This window comes from Streptomyces coacervatus, from assembly GCF_029223485.1.
In the GTDB taxonomy this organism is placed as follows: domain Bacteria; phylum Actinomycetota; class Actinomycetes; order Streptomycetales; family Streptomycetaceae; genus Streptomyces; species Streptomyces coacervatus.
In genome coordinates, this window is the sequence record NZ_JARHTP010000044.1 from 1 (window position 1) to 18,603 (window position 18,603).

Consider the following 18,603-nt stretch of genomic DNA (forward strand, 5'->3'; position numbering starts at 1 on the left):
GCGACTTCCCGGCCTACTGGACCTACCACACCCAGAAAGAACGCGAACGCCTCTATCCCCCACCCGACCGGCACAAACACGAACCCCCAGGTTGACTCGCGATCTCACTCGAGAAGAGCCACACCCAACGCATAATGACCCCTCACAGTTCAGGCGGAAGCTGAGCAGATGCTGCCCTACCCGGTTGCTGCCGTACCGCTCGGGGGTGCGGCGCGCAGGCGCACGGATGTCGCACGATCGGCGCCCTCGGCTGCTGCGCAAGAACTCCATCCTGACGTGAGCGCCAACTGCACCAAGCTCCGGCGCCACAACGACCTCATACAGCTACGACTGAGCAGGGCGGCGAGTGCGGGCAGCACGGCTGGTGCAGCGCGCACGGCGTGGATCGGGGCACGAGGGCTTCGTCTCGAAGGGTCACGGGTGGTGCGTGATCTTCGTGGTGGCTCTGGGGGCCCGGTGCGGACGATCTGTCGGTCGGGCGTGCCGTGCAACAGCACCACGATGTTCAAGTCGGACAAGGGCGTGCGGTGTTCCGTCGCACGCTGCCTCCCAAAATCGCTGCTCGGGCGGCAGGATACCCTTCCTCTGCAACGGCGCGGGCAACGACAACCGGATCCATGCAGCCACTATCTGGCATCCAGAACGCGCCACGCATGTGGATTCCTCGACCACTCGGGAGAGCCCTCGTACGGCATCTCTCGCCGCCCCGCCAGAACTACCCACCATTGAACGACCCGATCCCAACTCAGGCACGCACCCTCCGAGTAGCCGCGTCGGGCTGCCGGTCACTCCTAATCCGGGAACACGAGTATGCGTTCACCGCCTTCGTCTGGCGCACAACGGAACAGTGGTCAGAAGGCCGTGGTCCGCGGTGACCGACTCGTCGGGTGCCGCCTCATCAACGATCAGGGCTGCACGGCGTTCCAGGGCGGAGACGTTGGCCGAGTTGTCGATGGTGGCGACTCCGTTGACCGTGACCTTCAACGGTTCGGCGAGGAGCGCGGCGAGGCGCTCATGAATGATCTCCAGGGCTACCGCTTTGGCTGATCGCAGTCGCTCGTAGCGGGCGGCGAGGTCACTGGAGTCGGTTTCGGGGCCGAGCTGGGCTTGGAGCCAGCGCAGTACGTCGCTGTTCACACAGGTCCTGATCCAAGAGATGTGGTGGGGAGGAGCGAGGCGCCCGCTTCTCCCCACCACGCGGGTCTGCCCTAGGCGGGCTTCGCCTTCCGGGCAGACGGCTTATCGGGTGCTGCGTCATGCGAGGGCGGCTGTTCGCCCTCCCAGCAACGCGGGTTGGTGATCTGCTCGGCCACCGCCGGGTCCGTCACAGGCTCGCCGGCGAGCAGCACCATGGGGATGCGCTCGACCGGGTCGAGAACATGGACGTTCGCGGCGAGCACTCCGAGCGACTTGACGGCGGCGCTCACAGGACGGTGGCGGTGATGTGGCAGTCTGGCGAGTACAGGACCGGCATCGCCGCGGCGGCACCCTTGGTCCAAATCTGCACCGGATCATCCTCGACATCACGGGTGATGACGATGCCCGGGGCGTCTTCCCGCTCGATCTGCGGGTTCGTCCCGCGGGACAGGGCCAGGGACTCGGTGGTGGTGCCGTACTGGGTCTGGCCCCACTTCGCCCGGTCCGGCGGAAGCATGATCCACCGGTCCTCCGGAAGGACCCGCTTCGAGACGTCGTCCTGCCACACCTGCGCCTTGTAGAACGTGATCGGCGGCAGACCGTACGTACCGCGCACGGAGTTGATCTGCTCCGGGTTGAGCGTCGCGGTCGGCGTCTGACTGCCGGCCGGTGTGCCGTAATAGGCGGCCCGGTAGGACTGGTTGCTGGCCAGGTGCGACCACGCCTTACGAGAGGTGAGTACCATCTCCGGCGAGGGCGCGCCGATCGAGTCGAGGTAGTCGATCCACCGCAGCTCATCCGCGATCGGATCCGCGTCCGGGGCACTCCACGGCTTCGGGGCGGTCGGCATGTTGGCCTGCGGTACGCCGTAGTCGACCTCGATGGTCAGCCCGTTTTCGCCTGCCAGGCTGAACTTGCCGTCTAGCAGCACATCACCGGCTGCGAGCTCCAGGCGGGAGCGGATCGCCTCGACATGCCGCTCCACATCGTCGTACAGCAGCTCCACCAGGCGGTCGTCGTCCGCGCCGCGGGAAGCGTCGAGGAGCAGCTGCTCCATCTCGCCGATCAGGAGCTTCTGGCCCAGTGCCGGGAGGGTGCCTTCGGTCTGCGTGGACTCGGCCTGCCGCTTCGCGAATGGCACGGACGCGTCATAGGCGCGGTAAGAGGCGGTGTTGACGCGCCGCTTGGACTGTCGCACCCGCCACTTGACGTCCTTCACCTGCGTCTCGCCGAAGACGGTCTGGGTGAGGAGGTAGTCAGCAGGTGTCGGGATGGACCGGGCGTAGACCGTCAGGTCGGCGACGGAGACGCCCTTGAGGAGGTCGGCGACACTCATGCGCTCACCGCCCCGAGGAAGCGGATCTGCGCCCCCGACGGGTTAAAGGCGATCTTCGCGGGATCGATTCCGCCGGGAATCTTGGAGGTATTCGCCGTGCCGTGCCAGAACAACGCCGCGGGGACCTTGGTGGTGCCGGGCGTGAACGCCGCTTCGGCGTAGACGAGACCGGCGAGGACCTCTCGGCCGTCCTTCGCCGCCGGGTCGTACGGACCGTAGAGACCAGAGACGGTGATGCGGCCGATCGGGACGCCGGAGCGTACATAGCCGTGCGGCTGGCCCGCTGAAGGCTCGACGTAGTGAGTGGCCTTGGCGAACTTCGACAGATCGAGGGTGACGGTTTCCGTGGAGTCGGTGCCGTGCCGGGAGGCGAGCCAGTCCCGGTCAGCGGTCACCGTGACGGAGGTGGTGTACGGCTGGATCAACGCCGCTTCTCCTGGTGGTACTGGTGCGGTCGCGCACTCACCGGTTGTGGCGCGGTCCACGAGGAGGAAGGCAGGGGCGTGGTCCCCAAGAAGACCCGAACCGGGGCCAGTCGGTTGCTATTCGGAGGCAGGGAGGATGCCGCGGCGGCGGGCCATTTCCAGACCGGCCGAACCGGGTTTGTGGTCGACACTGCCGGGGCGCGGCGGCGGGACCGAGGCAGGTGCACCGCCAGGAGCAGCAGGAAGTTGCCGGGCGCCTGCGGTGACGCTGGCGAACAGCTCGGGGCGGCGAGTCTTCAGCTCCTGTACCGCCTCGCTGAGGGCGTCGCCGTCCGCGTCGTCCGGGACGCGCAGGAGCGCCACGGCGTCGTCCAGATCGGCACCGGTCGCCCCAATGCCGGCGAGGGCAACTCGACGGGCAGCGTCACGTTCACGAACAAGGGCCGCAGCTTCGCGAGCGACAGCAGCCTTCTCTCGTTCGATCACCGCCTGCTCCCGGCGCTCCGCCTCGGACAGCTGCTCCTGCTCGGCCTGCCGGATACCGGCGAGGTAGTCCTCAAGCGCGCTGGTACTGGAGAAGCCCAGCTTTTCGATCAGGCCACGCACCGAGGCCCGGCCGCCCTGATCCTTCTCCCGGGCCATCAGCGTATTGAGCTGCTTCTGGCTGATGCTGACGGTGACTTCGTCGTTCGACGGATCGTCGGAGGAGGCGCCGAGAACCGGAAAGATCGGGCGGCCGTCCTGACGGTAGCCGAGCACGGTACGCGGAGCGGGCAGGCTGCGGGTCATCAAGTGGTGCTACTCCCACGACGGCCCCGCGCCGTGATCGAGTCTACGGATGCCAAGAACACATCCGCTGCCCGGCACTGGCCACTCGGATCTCGTAGGCCAACCACGCTGGCGCATTGCTGCGTTGGCTGTCGGTTGGCGCAGACCTGAGATGATCAACTTATGTCTGATGTTCCTGGATCTAACCTGATATCTCCTGCTGTGTCCCGGGCGAAGGGCTCCGAGCAGCTCAAGAAGCGCCGTGCGGCGATAGGGGGTGTCACGGCCGCAGTGGTCGTCGCTGCGGGAGTCTCGCTATGGGCATGGGAGCCGTGGGTGGACCGCAGCCCCTTCACCGCCTTGGTAGCTGGTGCGTCACCTGTGACGGACCTCGGGTCCAAGGGTGAGAGCGGCGAATGCACCCCCAATCTTGCCGGGGGAGCCGTGGTCGTCTACGACGCCTCCGGCAAGAGCAAGTTGGCCTCGGGCGTCGAGTCCAGTACCGGCGAGGTGCTGCCCAGCTCGTACGGCGATTTCGCGGGTTGGTGCTTCTACGTGACGCGCATTGAGGGCCTGCCCGGCGGTGAGGGTACCTACAAGGTCCAGGTCGGCGGAGGGAACCTCGTCACCGTCGAAGAAGAGCATCTTCGTCAGCCCGTTGATCAGCAGCGGGAAGGGATGAGGAAGATGAAGCTGCCGCCCGATGACGCACCGGCACCGGGGCTTCCTGCCGAGCAGTGATCCGGCTGACTTCCTCTCGCGCATCCTCGATCGGGTACCCGGCGTCCTGCAGCATGCGGATCCCAGTCTCCAATGAGAGCACTCCGGCGGACACGCCCTTGACGACCTCATCGAGGATCGCTGTTCGGTCTGTGGGGGTGTGCGGGCCGAAGACGATGCGCGCGGCCAGCGGTTGGCCCGTGGGCCAGCCTTCGGCTCGGCCGGCCTGGTGGATGCGCTGCACCATCTTCAGGAGCAGCGCGTACTTGTGGGCGCGGGCCAGACGCATGGAGTCCACCAGGGAATCCAACGGCCCGAGTGAAAGCTGGAGCGCGTAGCCGCTCGGCACGTCGGAGGGGTCGACGGTGCCCAGACTCACAGCGGGCAGGCGGGCGTTGACGGCTGCCCGGTCTCGGATCTCCTCGACCCTGGCCCGTAGCTCCGAGAGCTGCCCAGAAGTATCGAGGACGTCCATCCGTCCGCCGTCGGCGAGTTGGAAGACCGTGCCGGGCTCGACTGCCAGGGGCTTGGGGCGGCCGGTGACGCGGTCGACTTCGGCACGTGCCCCGGCAAGGCCGATGATGGGTGCACCTGTCGTCGCGGAGGCGCGAGCAGAGTCGGTGTCGGTCTCGGCCAGCTCGTCCAGGGTCTGCATGACCTTTGCCAGGGTGGACTGTCCGAAGTGCTCGCCGTCGGCGACGGTGTTGCTGATGTGGACGATCGGGATGAAGTCGAGTTGCAGATCGAGGCGATGCAGGACTTCGCCGTCGGGGCGGCTGCGGAAGTGCGCCTTGTCCAGTGGCAGATCGTCAAGGCTCTGCCCGTGGCGCAGGTCGTCGAGGAACCATTCGGCGTCGGTGAGATAGCAGGTGACCTTCGACGGACGGTCAGGCGCCCACGGGTAGGTGCGCTCGATGCGGTCCGACTCCGGCACGTACCGGTCGCCGACCTCGAGAACGTGGCCGCCGGTGTCGCCCACGATCGGCTGGCGCCGCGCCTGTCCGTTCCCGTCCGTGCTGCTGCGAGTAGCTGGCACTACGGGTCCCAGTTCGTATGTGATCCTGCGGACCCTCGGCTTCAGCCCACGCTTGGGATCCTCGGGTATCTCCCAGCCCAGATGGATACGGCGGGGAAAGTCCCCCGGGTCGGCATCGTCCTCGACGACGGGAAAGTAGAACCCCGGGTCGTAGGTCTTGAGCCGAACGCGGCGTTTCTCCGGGTCCCAGGCCAGCAGGTACAGCCCGTCGCCGAGCAGCACGGCCTTCCGCTCGGCGGCCTGCATCCGCAGCGGCAGCAGCTCCGCCTCCGCCCAGTTCCGCAGTCGCTGCTGCACCTCGGCAGCAGCCGCTGATTCGGGAGTTGCGTCGTCGCCTGCGTGCTCGGCTCCCGGCACGACGATCTGCTGCGACTTCCCCAGCAGATGGGCGAGGGCAGTGTCTACGAAAGTTGCCGGGTCCCCGAACTCCCTGCGCTCGGCCGCGGACTCGTTGCCTGCCAGGGTGGCGAGCTCGCCCGCCTGATTGGAGTCGTAGGCCGCCAGGAGCTTGTACGCCGCCAGGCGACGCACCGCATCATCGGGGAGCCAGGTCGCCTGCAGCTCGGGCGAGAGGGCCCGGTGCGGGCGCCCATCGTGAGTGCTGGCCATTACCGGCTTGTAGTTCAGCCACGACCAGGCGTCGGTCAGGAAAGTGCGCAGGCCCACAGGGACAGGTCCGTAACGTCGGCCCCGCGCCACTTTCAGAGTATGTGAGCCAGCCGCTGGACTGCGACGGGCCAAGGTCACTCGCATCGGCTTGCACTCCACCCGACGTAACCGCCCTCAGGGAGAGGGCGGTAGCCGCCGGGGAACACGGGTGCGCGTTGCCCGCTCACCGATACCGTGACTCATTGAAATGGTGCGGGGAGAGACAATGCGGCGGGATGTGAAGGCCGAGAGGGTCGTGCTCGCGGTCGCGAAGGCCATTGAGGCCAAGTTCGATCGCGGGGACTGGCTGACCCTGGGCTACGAGACGGGGTACGCCGACCGAGTCCGGGAGCACCCCAGGCTCCTCCGCAGTCTGGATTGGAACGACGACGACTATTCCGGCCATGTGCTCGACATGGTCGAGGCGATCCTCCGGCCGTCTGGCCGGCACATCGGGGCCGGTCCTCGCCGGATCTCGACCAGGGCCATCGATGAAGCGAACTTCGCCATCGTCGAACGAATGCTCGGACTCTCCAAGTGGTTGGCCCAGCACGAGCCCGTCCTCTTCAGCGACATCTACGGAAGCCGAGTGGCCGACGTCGGTGTGGACGAACTACAGGCGGCAGCCAAGCAGCTGGGCCTTGTAGACGTTGACGAACACGCCGCCCGCATCCGGCGTGGCATTCGAGACGATCCAGCCCAAGCCATCGGATCAGCCAAGGAATTGCTGGAAACCGTCCTGAAGGCAGTGCTGGGCCTTCACGGCAACGGACCAGAAACGAAGAAGGACATCCCGTACTTGTTGAAGCAGGCCAACATCACTCTGGGCCTGGACCCGGCGGGAGCGCGGGGCAGCGACCCAGGGGCCGAACAGCGCCGCAAGGCGCTCGGTGCTCTCACGAATCTCGTGAACAGCATCGCGGAGCTGCGGAACGCTGGGTTCGGGACCGGGCACGGCCTAAGCCAACGCCCCACACTGGATGTTGCGACCGCGCGGCTGGCGGTGTCTGCGGCCGTCACTGCTGCGACCTTCTACATCGAAGCCCACGCTGCGGAGCAGGGTTAGCCGATCATCGCCGCCCCGACAGACGACCATCGTGATACGACGTCGCACTCAAGCCGGTGTGCTGTGGATCGGCGAGCTGCGTCAACGCGTGCACGGCCGCATCCATACGGTCGGGCGAGTCCATGCCTGCCACCCAAGTGACCATCTGCTGTTCGAGCTTCGGCCATTCGCCGACGTGGTGGACCCGGCCCTGCTCGTACAGCTGGGCGATCGGCTCCGCTCTGAGCCGTTTACCGTGCTTGGCCGTAACGGACAGGACCGCGGGCATCAGCATGTTCTCGGTGCGCTGCTCGCGCTGGAGGTCCTGCCACGCCTGGTGGAGGATCTGGCGGCTCATGTCGCCGCCGTAGTTTGCCTCCACCACGATGGCGTCGGCGCGTAGCTCGATCGCGAGGAGGCAGGTCTCCCGACCCCACGCGTCGGCGCCGCGATTGCCGGAGCGGTCATCCAAGACGTAGAGGTGTCCCTCGCGGTCGCTGGCTGCGGCCACGATGCCGGTCTCGTCACCGACAGCGGACTCTCCGCCTGCCGGGTCGACGGCGACGACGATCCGTGCGAGGTCGATGCCGCGGAACTGGTCGGCGCTTAGACGGCTGCCTGTGATCCACTGCCATTGCCACACACCGCCGTCCTGCGGGCGTGGCTGCTGCATGTAGAGGCTCCACCAGACGCGTTCGCCCACAGACCTGCGGATCTCGGCGAGCGCGTCAGTGTCGTACCGCTCCGGCCACAACGCGGTGCCGATGGGGCGGCCGAGCGCGTCGTCCTCGGAAAGGGCGAGGGCGGGGAGGTCGATGACTGTCCACCGGTCACCCTCGTCTGCCAGGACACGGCCGGCGAGGTCATCCTCATTCCAGCGGGTCTGGATCAAGATCACGGACCCGCCGGGCTCGATGCGGGTCAGCAGGACGGCCTGCCACCACTCCCACAGTCGCTTACGCATCGTCGGTGAGGCAGCCTCGGCAGCGTCCTTGATCGGATCGTCCACGACGGCCAGGTGCGCGCCCTTGCCGGTGAGGCCACCGCCGACACCGGCCATGACGGCACCGCCCTCGGCGCCAGCCAAGTCAAAGCGGTTCGCCGCACTTGAGCCGCTGCGCAGGCTGATGCCGATCTGCGGGCCGTGGGTGAGGACCGCGTCCCGAATCCACCTGCCGTGATCATCGGCGAGATCAGAGGAGTAGGAGGCGATCATCACCCGGTGCTCTGGGCGACGTCGCAGATACCAGAGCGGTGCCCACCTGGCTGCCCGGCGGCTCTTTCCGTGCCGCGGTGGCATCGTCAGCAGTAGTTTGGTCGGCTTTCCGGCAGCGACCTGCTCGAATGCTGCGTCGATCTTTGCCAGGTGCGGGGCCTGCATCTCCCGCCCGTCTGTGAGGACGGAGGCCATCGCGCCAGGGGAGCGGTCCATCGCCAGCTCGCGCTCGATGCGTACGAGCTGTGCACGAAGCTCGGGGGTGGAGGCTGCGGCTATCTCGCGGCGGCGCTGTACGGGAAGCGACCGGTAGAGCTGGAGGACCGCGGCCTCGTCAGCCCTGGCCACCCTCGCCCGCATCGCCCCCGGCGAGGCTGATCAGCCGCTCCAGCTCCTCGAGTCCTGCGGTCTCGACCTGCACCGCCCCACCGTCCGGACCTGACAGCTCTGTACGGACGGGCCGGTCGAGTCCCAGGAGGCGGCTGCTGCGCTCGATGATCCGCACGGCGCGGTCCACGGCCTGATAGTCGCCGCTGCGGATCGCGGCCCGGTAGACAGTGAAGAAGAGGCGCTCGAGGCGCTCCACCATGAGCTGGCGCAGCTCGTCGGTGTTCTCGTCCAGCACTGTGGTGCGCTCCACAAGGGCCTTGGAGACGTCCTTGCAGGCCAGCTCGATTAGGCGCTTGTCGGACGGTGGTTCCAGACCCCGCTTGTACTTGTCGATGCCATACCCCTGCGGGTACGCGACACCGTCCGAGTTGATTGCTGGGTCGGCTGCGAGCTTGCGGCCGATCGTCAGCCAGTCGACGCCGGCGAGCTTCAGATCAATGGCGTCCGCGCGGCGCTGGGTGATGGCAGCCCGCGTGGCGCGGTTGGGGCGGCCCATGACACAACTCCCTGGGCCCCGCGCCTACCACCCATGATCCCTTACCGGAGCGCAGCACCCTCGTCTCGCGCACCCGGTCGAGCTGAGGGCTGTCTGAGGCCAGTGTCCGGCGCGTCGCCGCGGGTGATCGGACGGACTGCAGGGCCACCGGGATTTCGGCGGCTCCGCAGTCGGCTAGTACTACAGCCGAAGATCGGGTCGTGACCTGGGTTGACACCTCGGGAATGGGTGGACGCGGCACGGCCACCGCGTCAGAGCCGTCCGAAGACGTGTAGGTGGGTGTGCGCTGTTTCCTGAGGGCGGCGGACCCGGCGCCGCAGTCCGGCGATAGCGTTGCGTTGAGACTTGAGTGATGAGGAGGGCGCGTGCGATTCGCGCTTGACGCACTGTTCGCTGACGTGCCTGCGGAGCAGGTCGATGAAGCCCGTGACTTCTACAAGTCGAGGGCGGCTGGCCGTGGCCCCAGCACGCTGGAGGAGCTTAAGGAGGCACGGGCGAAGAGGTCCGCCCCACGGGCCACCGATCCGCCTGCCATCGAAGAGACGATCGAAGCCGCGGAAGCTCGCGTCCCTGTCAGGATCTTCACTCCTATCGGCGGTCCGCCACGGGGCGTCTACCTGGACATCCACGGCGGCGGCTTCTACATGGACTCCGCAGCGCGAGGAGACAAACGCAACCGCGAGCTCGCAGACGCCCTACACCTCGCCGTTGTCAGCGTCGACTACCGACTGGCCCCTGAGCACCCCTGGCCCGCGGCGCCCGACGACTGCGAAGCGGCGGCGCTCTGGCTCGTCAAAGAAGCCGACGTCCGTTTCGGAACATCCCGACTTGCGATCGGCGGAAGCTCCGCGGGAGCCACACTCGCCCTGACAACCCTGCTTCGGCTGAGAGACAAAGGTGCCGTCGGCCTATTCACCGGCGCTGCACTCCAATTCGGCACCTATGACCTGAGCGCACGAACCCCGGCCGGTCGCTGCATCGCGGACGAATACTTCATCCAGGCATACGCCGGCCATGTGGAAGACCGGACTGTTCCCGATATCTCTCCCATCTACGGCGTCCTTAGCGGGCTGCCCCCAACGCTGCTGGTCGTCGGAAGCGCAGACGTGTTGCTCGAAGACAACCTGGCGCTGGCAGGTCGGTTGTCGGCGGCTGGCAATGACGTCGAACTCCGGGTCTACCCCGGCTCGCCCCACGGCTTCACGGGCCATCCCACGGCAATGGCCAGGACGGCGCTCAGCGGCGTCGACTCCTGGTTGCGCGAGCGGCTTACGCAATCGTAGGAGCTGGCCGCGGTCCTCGAAGGATCCTCCGCCAGCCGGAGGTGTGATCTCGCTGGGCCCGCTGGGGAGATGGCTGAGGCCATCAGCGCGATCATCCTCAGGTGTGTGGACTGAAAATGAATCGGTGGCCGGGGGCCGCAGCGTAGTTCCTGTCCGTTGGCAGGCGGTGTTCGAGGGTTTGATGGGCCGGATCGCAAGCCGTTTCGGGCGGGTTGAACCCCCGGCTGAGGGCACGGCAGTTGGTGTTGGGTCTGCTCGCGGATCTGCCGCGCAAGAACTGCTGGACGATTGCCGAGCACGCCGGGGGCACCAGCCCGGACGGGCTGCAGCACCTGCTCGCCCGGGCGAAATGGGACGCCGACCTCGTGCGAGACGACCTACTGGCTTTGTAGGTGGAAACGGGCTCTGGTCCACTTCGTGTGGTCGCGTACGTAGCGTGACTGTCGATCTTCTCGTGATGGTGGCTGAGATAGCCCGAAAATCGCCCGGCCGGTGGACGGTGTGGCCGACAGTGCAGCGCCGTGAACGAAGTACGGCCGCAACTCGAAGAGTTGCTGTTCTCCTCGCTGGAGAATGTGTTGGTGGAGTCGGTCGAGGTGACCGACCTGGTCGTCCGAGTCGAGGCCCTGAGCACTGCCCGGCAGGCGACCTGCCCGGGCTGTGGATGCCCGTCAGAGCGAATACACGGCTCTTATCTGCGGTTTCCGCATGATCTACCAACGGCGGGCAAGTCCGTTGTGGTGGCATTGAGGGTGCGCCGGTTCGTCTGCCCGGAGGAATCCTGTCCGCGCAAGACCTTCGCCGAGCAGGTGCCAGGGCTCACTCGTCGATTCGGCCGACGGACCGAGCGACTGCGCTCCGCGTTGGTCTCGGTCGGTCTCGCGCTAGCGGGTCGGGCCGGCGCCCGGATTACCGACGTCTTCGGGACCTCGGTCAGCCGGAACACGTTGCTCAGGCTGATCGCCTCGCTGCCGGATCCTCGCGTCGCGACACCCCGCGTAGTCGGCGTGGACGAATACGCCCAGCGCAAGGGCCGAATCTACGGAACTGTGCTCGTGGACGTCGAGACGCGCCGCCCGGTGGACCTTCTGCCTGACCGTGAGGCGGACACGCTCGCTGCATGGCTTGCCGAGCGGCCCGGCATCGAGATCGTCTGCCGCGACCGCGCCCCTTTCTTCGCCGAAGGCGCCACCCGCGGAGCCCCGCAAGCCCTCCAGGTCGCTGACCGGTGGCACCTCTGGCACAACCTGGGCGAGGCCGCCGAGAAGTGTGTCTACCGGCACCGGAATTGCCTCAGCACCGCTCCGGCCCCGCCAGACGAACCGCAGGAGGAAACGGAACTGGCCGCGTCATCGCAATGGCCGACGGGCCACCGGTTCGCCGAACGCACCCGCGCCAAGCACGCCACGATCCACGCTCTCCTGGCCGCCGGCCACAGCAAGCGATCCGTCGCCCGGCAGCTCGGCATGACCCTCAACACCATCCTCCGCTTCTCCCGCGCCGCCACTCCGGAGGAGCTGTTCACCGGCCAGTGGCAAAGCCGCTCGACCAGGCTAGACGCCTACAAGCCCTACCTCGAACAGCGTTGGCAGGAAGGCTGCACCAACGCCTGGAAACTATGGGAGGAGATCAAGGAACAGGGCTACCCGCACGGGTACGGCAACGTCCGCAACTACGTCAGCAGGACGCTTCGCACGAAGCCCCAGCGAGTCGGGCCCAGGCCACCATCGGCCCGTACTGTCACTCGCTGGATCCTCACCCACCCCGATGCCCTGTCCGAAGGCGACCGGCTCCAGCTCAAGGCAGTCCTGGCCAACTGCCCCGAACTGACAGCACTGGCCGAGCACGTACGCGCCTTCGCCCACATGCTCACCCAACTACAAGGCGACCACCTGCCGAAATGGATCGAAGCGGCCACCGCCACCACCGACCTGCCCGGTCTTCGACGGTTCGCCCAGCACCTCGAACGCGACCTCAACGCCGTCATCGCCGGCCTCTCACTGCCCTGGAACTCCGGTGTTGTCGAAGGCCACGTCAACCGCATCAAGATGCTCAAGCGGCAGATGTTCGGCCGCGCTGGATTCGAGCTCCTCCGCAAGCGAGTTCTCCTCGCTCCGTGAATCGCCGCCCCTAGCACTGCGCTACGAACTCGCTCCGGAAGAACGCTTCATGAGGCCGGGTTGAACAACTTCCAGTGGCCTTCGGAGACCACTTCGACGGTGCCGTCGGTCACCTTGATGGCGGTCTGCTCGTCAATCGCGTACGCCGGACCTGCGATCGCGGCTGCCCATCGTTCTGCCGCGGCCATGGTGTTTTCCGGACAAGCCGGATGATCCAGGTGCGGGAAGATCGAAAAATCGACGACGTCCAGCGTGCTGTCGCCGCCTGTTGGCGGCTTCCAGCCCACGAAGTCCTGCCCGATGCGGGGGGTCATCACCATGCTCCCGGCGCTGAGTCCCACGTAGACGGTGTCGGGCAGCGACGGCAGGAGGTCTGCCAGCCCGGATTCCCGCATCCAGTGACCCAGGTACAGCGCGTCACCGCCGTTAACCAGCAGGACGTCGGCCTCCCTGACCCAGGAGACCCAGCGCGCCTCCTCGATGCTGGGCAGCGCTGTGAGTTCCAGCACGCCCACCGATTTCCACCCCAGCTCGGTCATGGGGCTGGGAGATCGTCCGCTGATGAATCGCCAGGGCCCGCCCGGATCGGCGTACGGACCCCCATACCCCGCAGTGGGAATACAGAGGGCGCTGGACTCGGCAATCGGCTTACCCAGGAGGTCGACCAGCGCATCCTGGATGCTCGCGTTCTTGATACCGGAGTCGGTGAGGAGAAGCTTCATCATGTCCTTCTCGAGGAATTGACAGAGCGCGGTCATCTCACCACATGCCACTGACGTCACCGTCAGTGAGCCCACCACAAGAAGGATGCTGTTGGCGATCTTCACTGGGTCAAGTGACGGCAGAGACGCTGGAATTGGCTGGTGCGTCGGGGCGGCCGGAGCGGAATGGTGCCTGGCGGGAAGTGCCCGCCGAGTCGGACGATGTTGGTTCCGGCGGCGGTGAGGACGTGCTGGACGTGGGTTTTGGCGATTCCGTGGTAGCGGCAATGCCGTAGGCCATGGGCGTGGACCGTCTCGGAGACGGTGGCTTCGCAGCCGGCGCGGATCGCATAGTGCTGCTGCCACTGCGGGGTGTCCTGCTCGCGCCGGACCCGGGTCTGAATCTCCTGCAGTTGCTGAGGCAGCAGGATGATGTGGCGGCCTCGTCCGTCGGTATTGCCAGTGCACTCCAGCCGGTCAGGACAGGCCCGGCAGGCAGGCTTAGGGAACAGGACGGACAGCCGTTCGTGCCCGTCACCAAGGGTCGGCTTCCACGCAGGGCTGGTCACTCCCCGGGGGCAAGTGAGGGTGTGCGTCTCCCAGTTGGGAATGAAGTCCGCCTTGGTGAAGCCGGGATGTTCGCGGGCCCGGGGGTCGGGGCGGACCGGCCCTGTCAGCACGAAGCCGTGGGCGCCGGCCGCCTGGTGGATCGACTCGGGGGTGACGTATCCAGCGTCGACGAAGTGCTCCAGGCCGGTGAAGCCCTGCCGGACCAGTCCCTGGTGGATCGCGTCGAGCGCATCGATGTCCTGCTCGGGCGCCGGGTGCGTCATGACCTGCACGATCACACGCGGGCCGTCGTCACAGGTTTCGGTCTGGTGGTCGCGATAGCCGATCCAGTGCTTCTTCCCGGCCGCGGTGAGCTTCTGGCAGTAGCGGGCCTCAGGGTCATAAGGCGAGACGATCTCCGTGCTGGCCCACGGAACGCTGGCCGTGTCGGGGTCCGGACGACCTTCCGCGCCCGGCGGCAGCGCGGCCCTGCGGGCCATGTCACGCCGGCTGAGACGGTCCCTGTGGGACTTCGGATCCCGCCAGCGCAGCCGACCAGAGCCGTCGTGCCAGTAGGGTCGGCCCGAGGCGCGGCACTGGCCTTTCGACCAGCCCGTTTCCTCGGACCGCCCTCCGAACCGGACGTGCCCGTTGGCCGAGCATCCGGCTCTCCACGAGCCCAAACGACGGTTATCCGGCGGCCGGTTGCGCTCTCTCACTCCATGGGTTCGGGATGCGGGCTCCCCGATATCGGTAGCGGACGATCTCCACCTTCGCCGGATTGAACAGTCGCACCCCGTCGTGCTCGGGCCACCAGGTCGCGCCGACCTGATCGCCTTGGTAGCGGCGCTTGAGCTGCTTCCAGGGAACGCGGCGGTGCTTTCGGCGAATCCATCGCCAGACCCGATGCCACGTGTAGTAGCCCAGGTAGTTCAGACTCACCTTGGCGGCCGAGTGCCGGAAGTAGTTCGCCCACCCCTTCGTCAGCCAGTTCAGCTGAATGAGCAGTTCGTCGAGTGAGTGTCCGATGTTCTGTCGGCTGATCGCCTTGACCTTCCGCTTCACCGCCTGCATCGACGGCTTACTCGGATAGGTATAGACGTACTGCTTGTCCGTCCCCCTCTTGCGGTGCCGCTGGACGCGGAAGCTGAGGAAGTCGAACCCCTCGTCGATGTGGGCGATGGTGGTCTTGGCCTGCGAAAGACGCAGCCCCACTGCCTCCAGCACCGTCGCGACCTCGTTCTTCAGCTCCTCGGCGTGATGCCGCGAACCGTTGATCATGACCACGAAGTCGTCCGCGTACCGGATCAACTTGAACGTTGCTCCGCCGCGGTGACGGTGCCACGCTCTCGCCGATGTCGTGCGGCCAGTCGTCTGCCAGAGCCGGGCGAAGTGCTCGTCCAGGACCGACAGAGCGATGTTGGCCAGCAGCGGCGAGAGAATGCCACCCTGGGGTGTTCCGGTGCGGGTGTCCCTGGTGACCTGGTCCTCAGACAGGATCCCGGCCTTCAAGAACGCCTTGATCAGGCGCAACACGCGCTTGTCTCCGACGCGTTGACGCACTCGGCCCATCAGGGCCGTGTGTTCGATCTCGTCGAAGCACGCTTCGATGTCACCCTCCAGCACCCACTCATAGCGGCGGGTGGCGAAGTAGTGGATCTCGGCGATCGCGTCGTGTGCTCTCCGGTTCGGACGGAAGCCGTAGGAACACGGCTCGAAGTCCGCCTCGAAGATCGGCTCCAGGACAATCTTCAGAGCCGCCTGCACCACCCGGTCCGCGATGGTCGGGATGCCCAGCCGGCGCATCTTGCCGTTGCGCTTGGGGATGAGCCTCTCCCGGACCGGGACCGGTTGGAATTCACCGGATTTGAGTAACGCCCGAAGCTCGTCGAGGTAGACCTCGACGCCCTGACCGCCCTCGATCTTGCTGACAGTCCGGCCGTCGACCCCGGCCGTCCGGGCACCCTTGTTGCCCCGCACTCGACCCCACGCCGCGAGGAGCGTCGCCGGGTCGCAGACGAGGTTGAACAGATCATCGAAACGGCGCGACCGGTCTTCGGTCGCCCATCGGTGCAGCTTGCGCTGGATCCTCAGTACCCGTCCCCAGACCGCAGCCGGGTCCGGCGACGGTGCGGCGGTGTTCACCACCGGCCTCCTGCCCTTCCAGTCCGCTTGCTGCGGACTCGCTGCCTTCCTTCGCCATGTGGACGGCTTTCCCGTCCTCGGACTACTACGAAGGCTCCGCCCCGCTCCACGGCCGTCAGCCGACGGTGGGTCTGCCCCCAACCACGCTGGTGGCGTGGGTGGTTGGGCAGCCGTGAAGCGGTTCCCATGTTCACTGTGCTTCGATCGGCGGGGGCGGCACCCAGCTTTCTCCCGGCAGCCTCGCCACGATTACGCCGCAGACCTTCACCGTGGCCTTCGGCATCGGCCAATACATCCGATGCCGAAGTCGTCGACACATACGACACCAGTCGACGCGTACTGCATCCCGGCCCATATCCACCAGGTTGGAGCCGGTGGGCTTCCTTTCGAGAGGTCAACCACTGGTTCACTCGCGTTGTACCTATCCGCCTTGCTTGCCGGGCCCGAGCCGTCTGGTAGTACCGGCCCGTCCCGTCGTTGGCAGGGCTGCTTTCCGCCCTCCCCGGCACCTCCCGGTTCAGACTGCCCTCAGCTTCAAGTCCCCTGCTGCGACAGGAAGACCGAGAAGGTCTTGCACCTCCTTCGAAACACAGCACCTCATGGCGCACGTCCCACTGGATCCACAAGCCGGGCTCGGGAATCCATGGGCGGAACACTCTTCGGTGGCCGGCCTGATACGACGCCTTCGCCGCGGCGACTGCCCGTCTGGTGGTGCGGCCGGTGCCGGTGAACCCCATCGCCGTGATCTTCTCGTGCACCCGGTCGGCGCCGATCCGGCCGCCGGAGCGTTCGATGAGTTCCTCGATCTTCGACATGAACTCGTCGATCATCTTTGGCCGTTGCTGCCGCTTCGTCGGGTCGCCGCCCTGGCCGCGAAGCTCCACATATCGCTTCACGGTGTGGTGGTCGACCCCGGCCAGCTCGGCCGCCGCACGGTAACTGCCCGTGAGGTCGTACGCTTCCAGAATCTCCATGATCTCCTCTTTGCTCTTCACACCGGCCAAGAGAACAGGCCGTGTGGTCTAGACAGCCAAGAGGGATCACGCGTCCATCAGCGGGGACATTCCGTGTCCGCCTGCGGGGAGCCGATCAGACCGCCTGCGGGGAGCTTTGCACTTCCGCCGTCATAGCGGCTTCCCGGTGTCGTGATGGTGGCCGTCGGCCCGCCCGCGGCACCTGTCGAGGAAGGGCCCGCTGTCGTCAGTCTGCGGCCTCGGCCCTGGCCCGGGTCTGGGCGAGGCGGAAGGAGTCGGTGCCGGTCTCGATGATGGTCCCACCGCAAGCACCCGGGTGGTGTCCAAACTCATCGACACCGCTTCCCGATGAGAGCGGGCGGTGTCATCGCTGACCGACAGGCGGTGTCACTACCCACGCACACAGCCAACCTACGGGCGTTTGTGCTGGAGCACCTGGCCGACAACCAGGCGGTACTCGTTGTGGATGAGACCGGCGACCTGAAGAAGGGCACCCGCACCGTTGGTGTGCAGCGCCAGTGCACCGGTACCGCCGGGCAGATCGAGAACGCCCAGGTCGCCGTCTACCTCACCTACACCTCCCGGCACGGCCACGCAGGAATCGACCGCGCGCTGTACCTGCGGAAGTCCTGGACCTCCGACCCACAGCGGTGCCGCCGGGCCAGCGTGCCCCCGGACATTGGCTTCGCCACCAAGCCGCAGCTCGCCGCGCAGATGATCGAACGAGCACTGGACGCCGGCGTCCGGGCCGCATGGGCGGCAGGCGACGAGGTCTACGGCGACAATCCGCACCTGCACGCCATCCTTGAGAAGCGGCGGCTGGGCTACGTGCTCGCCGTCGCCAGCAATCGTCACCTCACCGTCGGTCCCGGCCGCTTCCGGGCCGACGCCCTGGCCACCCGGATACCGAAACGGGCCTGGCAGAGGATCTCCGCGGGAGCCGGCGCCAAGGGACACCGCTGGCATGACTGGGCCCTGCTCGACCTGCCCGCTGGCCCCGGACACCACTGGCTAATGGTCCGCCGCAACCGCCGCACCGGCCAACTGGCCTTCTACCGCTGCTACTCGCCCCGCCGAGCGCCGCTGTCCACCTTGGTCAAGGTCGCAGGAAGCCGCTGGACGGTGGAGGAAACATTCCAAAGCTCGAAAACCCTGACCGGACTGGACGAGCACCAGGTCCGCCGCTGGGACTCCTGGCACCGCTGGGTCACCCTGGCCCTGCTCGCCCATGCCTTCCTCGCCGTCACCGCCGCCCTCGAACGCCACACCCTCGCCGACGACGGGACCAGCCCTGATGGACTGATCCCGCTCACCTGCAACGAAATCCAGCGCCTGCTCACTACCTGGATCGCGCAGCCTGCCCGCGACCTCACACACCGACTGCGCTGGTCCACCTGGCGCCGACGCCACCAAGCCCGCGCCCGCCGCAGCCACTACCGCCGCCAAACCGCCCTCCAACCATGAAGATCACAACTCCGGCTGGAGTACTAGTAGTGCTTGGTCAGGTTGATATCGGTTCCGGCATGTTGCGGTGACAGGTGGGGCAGGCGCCGGTCCAGACCGCGAGGAGTAACTGCAGTTCGCGGGCGACTCGGTAGAGGCTCAGGCCGGCGC

At 66.8% G+C, this 18,603-nt stretch carries 14 protein-coding genes and 3 pseudogenes; 5 read left to right on the plus strand and 12 right to left on the minus strand.

From position 1 onward, the window contains the following. Window positions 1–816 precede the first annotated feature (816 nt). From P2Q00_RS50040 to P2Q00_RS50065, 6 genes are all read right to left on the minus strand, one after another. Window positions 817–1,137, minus strand: coding sequence for a hypothetical protein (locus P2Q00_RS50040; RefSeq protein WP_275781750.1), 321 nt, complete (start codon window positions 1,135–1,137; stop codon window positions 817–819). A 71-nt stretch (window positions 1,138–1,208) separates the two neighbouring features. Continuing rightward, window positions 1,209–1,427 carry a hypothetical protein gene (locus P2Q00_RS50045; RefSeq protein WP_275781751.1) on the minus strand — a complete coding sequence of 73 codons (219 nt, stop codon included), beginning with the start codon at window positions 1,425–1,427 and terminating at the stop codon, window positions 1,209–1,211. After that, complete coding sequence (locus P2Q00_RS50050; RefSeq protein ID WP_275781752.1) at window positions 1,424–2,473, minus strand: major capsid protein; 1,050 nt, start codon at window positions 2,471–2,473, stop codon at window positions 1,424–1,426. Before P2Q00_RS50050 ends, P2Q00_RS50045 begins: the two co-directional genes overlap by 4 nt. After that, complete coding sequence (locus tag P2Q00_RS50055) at window positions 2,470–2,898, minus strand: head decoration protein (protein ID WP_275781753.1); 429 nt, start codon at window positions 2,896–2,898, stop codon at window positions 2,470–2,472. The genes P2Q00_RS50050 and P2Q00_RS50055 overlap by 4 nt, the downstream gene beginning before the upstream one ends. A 117-nt stretch (window positions 2,899–3,015) precedes the next feature. Then, window positions 3,016–3,687 carry a hypothetical protein gene (locus P2Q00_RS50060; protein WP_275781754.1) on the minus strand — a complete coding sequence of 224 codons (672 nt, stop codon included), beginning with the start codon at window positions 3,685–3,687 and terminating at the stop codon, window positions 3,016–3,018. A gap of 604 nt (window positions 3,688–4,291) precedes the next feature. Continuing rightward, window positions 4,292–6,031 carry a hypothetical protein gene (locus P2Q00_RS50065; protein WP_275781756.1) on the minus strand — a complete coding sequence of 580 codons (1,740 nt, stop codon included), beginning with the start codon at window positions 6,029–6,031 and terminating at the stop codon, window positions 4,292–4,294. Window positions 6,032–6,296: 265 nt separating this feature from the next. Here P2Q00_RS50065 and P2Q00_RS50070 point away from each other — a divergent pair, with 265 nt between their 5' ends. After that, window positions 6,297–7,136 carry an abortive infection family protein gene (locus tag P2Q00_RS50070; protein WP_275781757.1) on the plus strand — a complete coding sequence of 280 codons (840 nt, stop codon included), beginning with the start codon at window positions 6,297–6,299 and terminating at the stop codon, window positions 7,134–7,136. A gap of 4 nt (window positions 7,137–7,140) precedes the next feature. On the opposite strand, the gene P2Q00_RS50075 is transcribed toward P2Q00_RS50070, so the two are convergent. Both P2Q00_RS50075 and P2Q00_RS50080 read right to left on the minus strand, forming a co-directional pair. Continuing rightward, window positions 7,141–8,496 carry a terminase large subunit domain-containing protein gene (locus tag P2Q00_RS50075; protein ID WP_275781758.1) on the minus strand — a complete coding sequence of 452 codons (1,356 nt, stop codon included), beginning with the start codon at window positions 8,494–8,496 and terminating at the stop codon, window positions 7,141–7,143. A gap of 169 nt (window positions 8,497–8,665) precedes the next feature. Beyond that, window positions 8,666–9,217 (minus strand): hypothetical protein, encoded by a 552-nt coding sequence (locus P2Q00_RS50080; protein ID WP_275781759.1) that lies wholly within the window; start codon window positions 9,215–9,217, stop codon window positions 8,666–8,668. A 365-nt stretch (window positions 9,218–9,582) separates the two neighbouring features. Between P2Q00_RS50080 and P2Q00_RS50085 the strand changes: the two genes are divergently transcribed. The 3 genes and pseudogenes from P2Q00_RS50085 (at window position 9,583) to P2Q00_RS50095 (ending at window position 12,620) form a co-directional block, all read left to right on the plus strand. Beyond that, window positions 9,583–10,500 (plus strand): alpha/beta hydrolase, encoded by a 918-nt coding sequence (locus P2Q00_RS50085; RefSeq protein WP_275781760.1) that lies wholly within the window; start codon window positions 9,583–9,585, stop codon window positions 10,498–10,500. Between the two features lie 181 nt (window positions 10,501–10,681). Then, a pseudogene (locus P2Q00_RS50090) lies at window positions 10,682–10,880 on the plus strand (transposase); the annotation flags it as partial. Window positions 10,881–11,021: 141 nt separating this feature from the next. Continuing rightward, window positions 11,022–12,620 carry an ISL3 family transposase gene (locus P2Q00_RS50095; RefSeq protein ID WP_345601038.1) on the plus strand — a complete coding sequence of 533 codons (1,599 nt, stop codon included), beginning with the start codon at window positions 11,022–11,024 and terminating at the stop codon, window positions 12,618–12,620. A gap of 47 nt (window positions 12,621–12,667) precedes the next feature. Here the strand turns inward: P2Q00_RS50095 and P2Q00_RS50100 are convergent, their stop codons facing one another. The 4 genes and pseudogenes from P2Q00_RS50100 to P2Q00_RS50115 form a co-directional block, all read right to left on the minus strand. Further along, entirely contained in the window at window positions 12,668–13,342 is a 675-nt protein-coding gene (locus P2Q00_RS50100; RefSeq protein WP_275781764.1) for a Type 1 glutamine amidotransferase-like domain-containing protein, read from the minus strand. Between the two features lie 101 nt (window positions 13,343–13,443). Beyond that, window positions 13,444–14,370 (minus strand): transposase, encoded by a 927-nt coding sequence (locus tag P2Q00_RS50105; RefSeq protein ID WP_275781762.1) that lies wholly within the window; start codon window positions 14,368–14,370, stop codon window positions 13,444–13,446. A 190-nt stretch (window positions 14,371–14,560) separates the two neighbouring features. Then, complete coding sequence (ltrA, locus tag P2Q00_RS50110) at window positions 14,561–16,018, minus strand: group II intron reverse transcriptase/maturase (RefSeq protein ID WP_275781763.1); 1,458 nt, start codon at window positions 16,016–16,018, stop codon at window positions 14,561–14,563. 605 nt (window positions 16,019–16,623) lie between these two features. After that, window positions 16,624–17,010: pseudogene (locus tag P2Q00_RS50115) on the minus strand (IS21 family transposase); the annotation flags it as partial. A 387-nt stretch (window positions 17,011–17,397) separates the two neighbouring features. On the opposite strand from P2Q00_RS50115, the pseudogene P2Q00_RS50120 reads away from it, so the two are divergent. Further along, window positions 17,398–18,453 (plus strand): annotated as a pseudogene (locus P2Q00_RS50120) (IS701 family transposase); the annotation flags it as partial. Window positions 18,454–18,603: the final 150 nt, after the last annotated feature.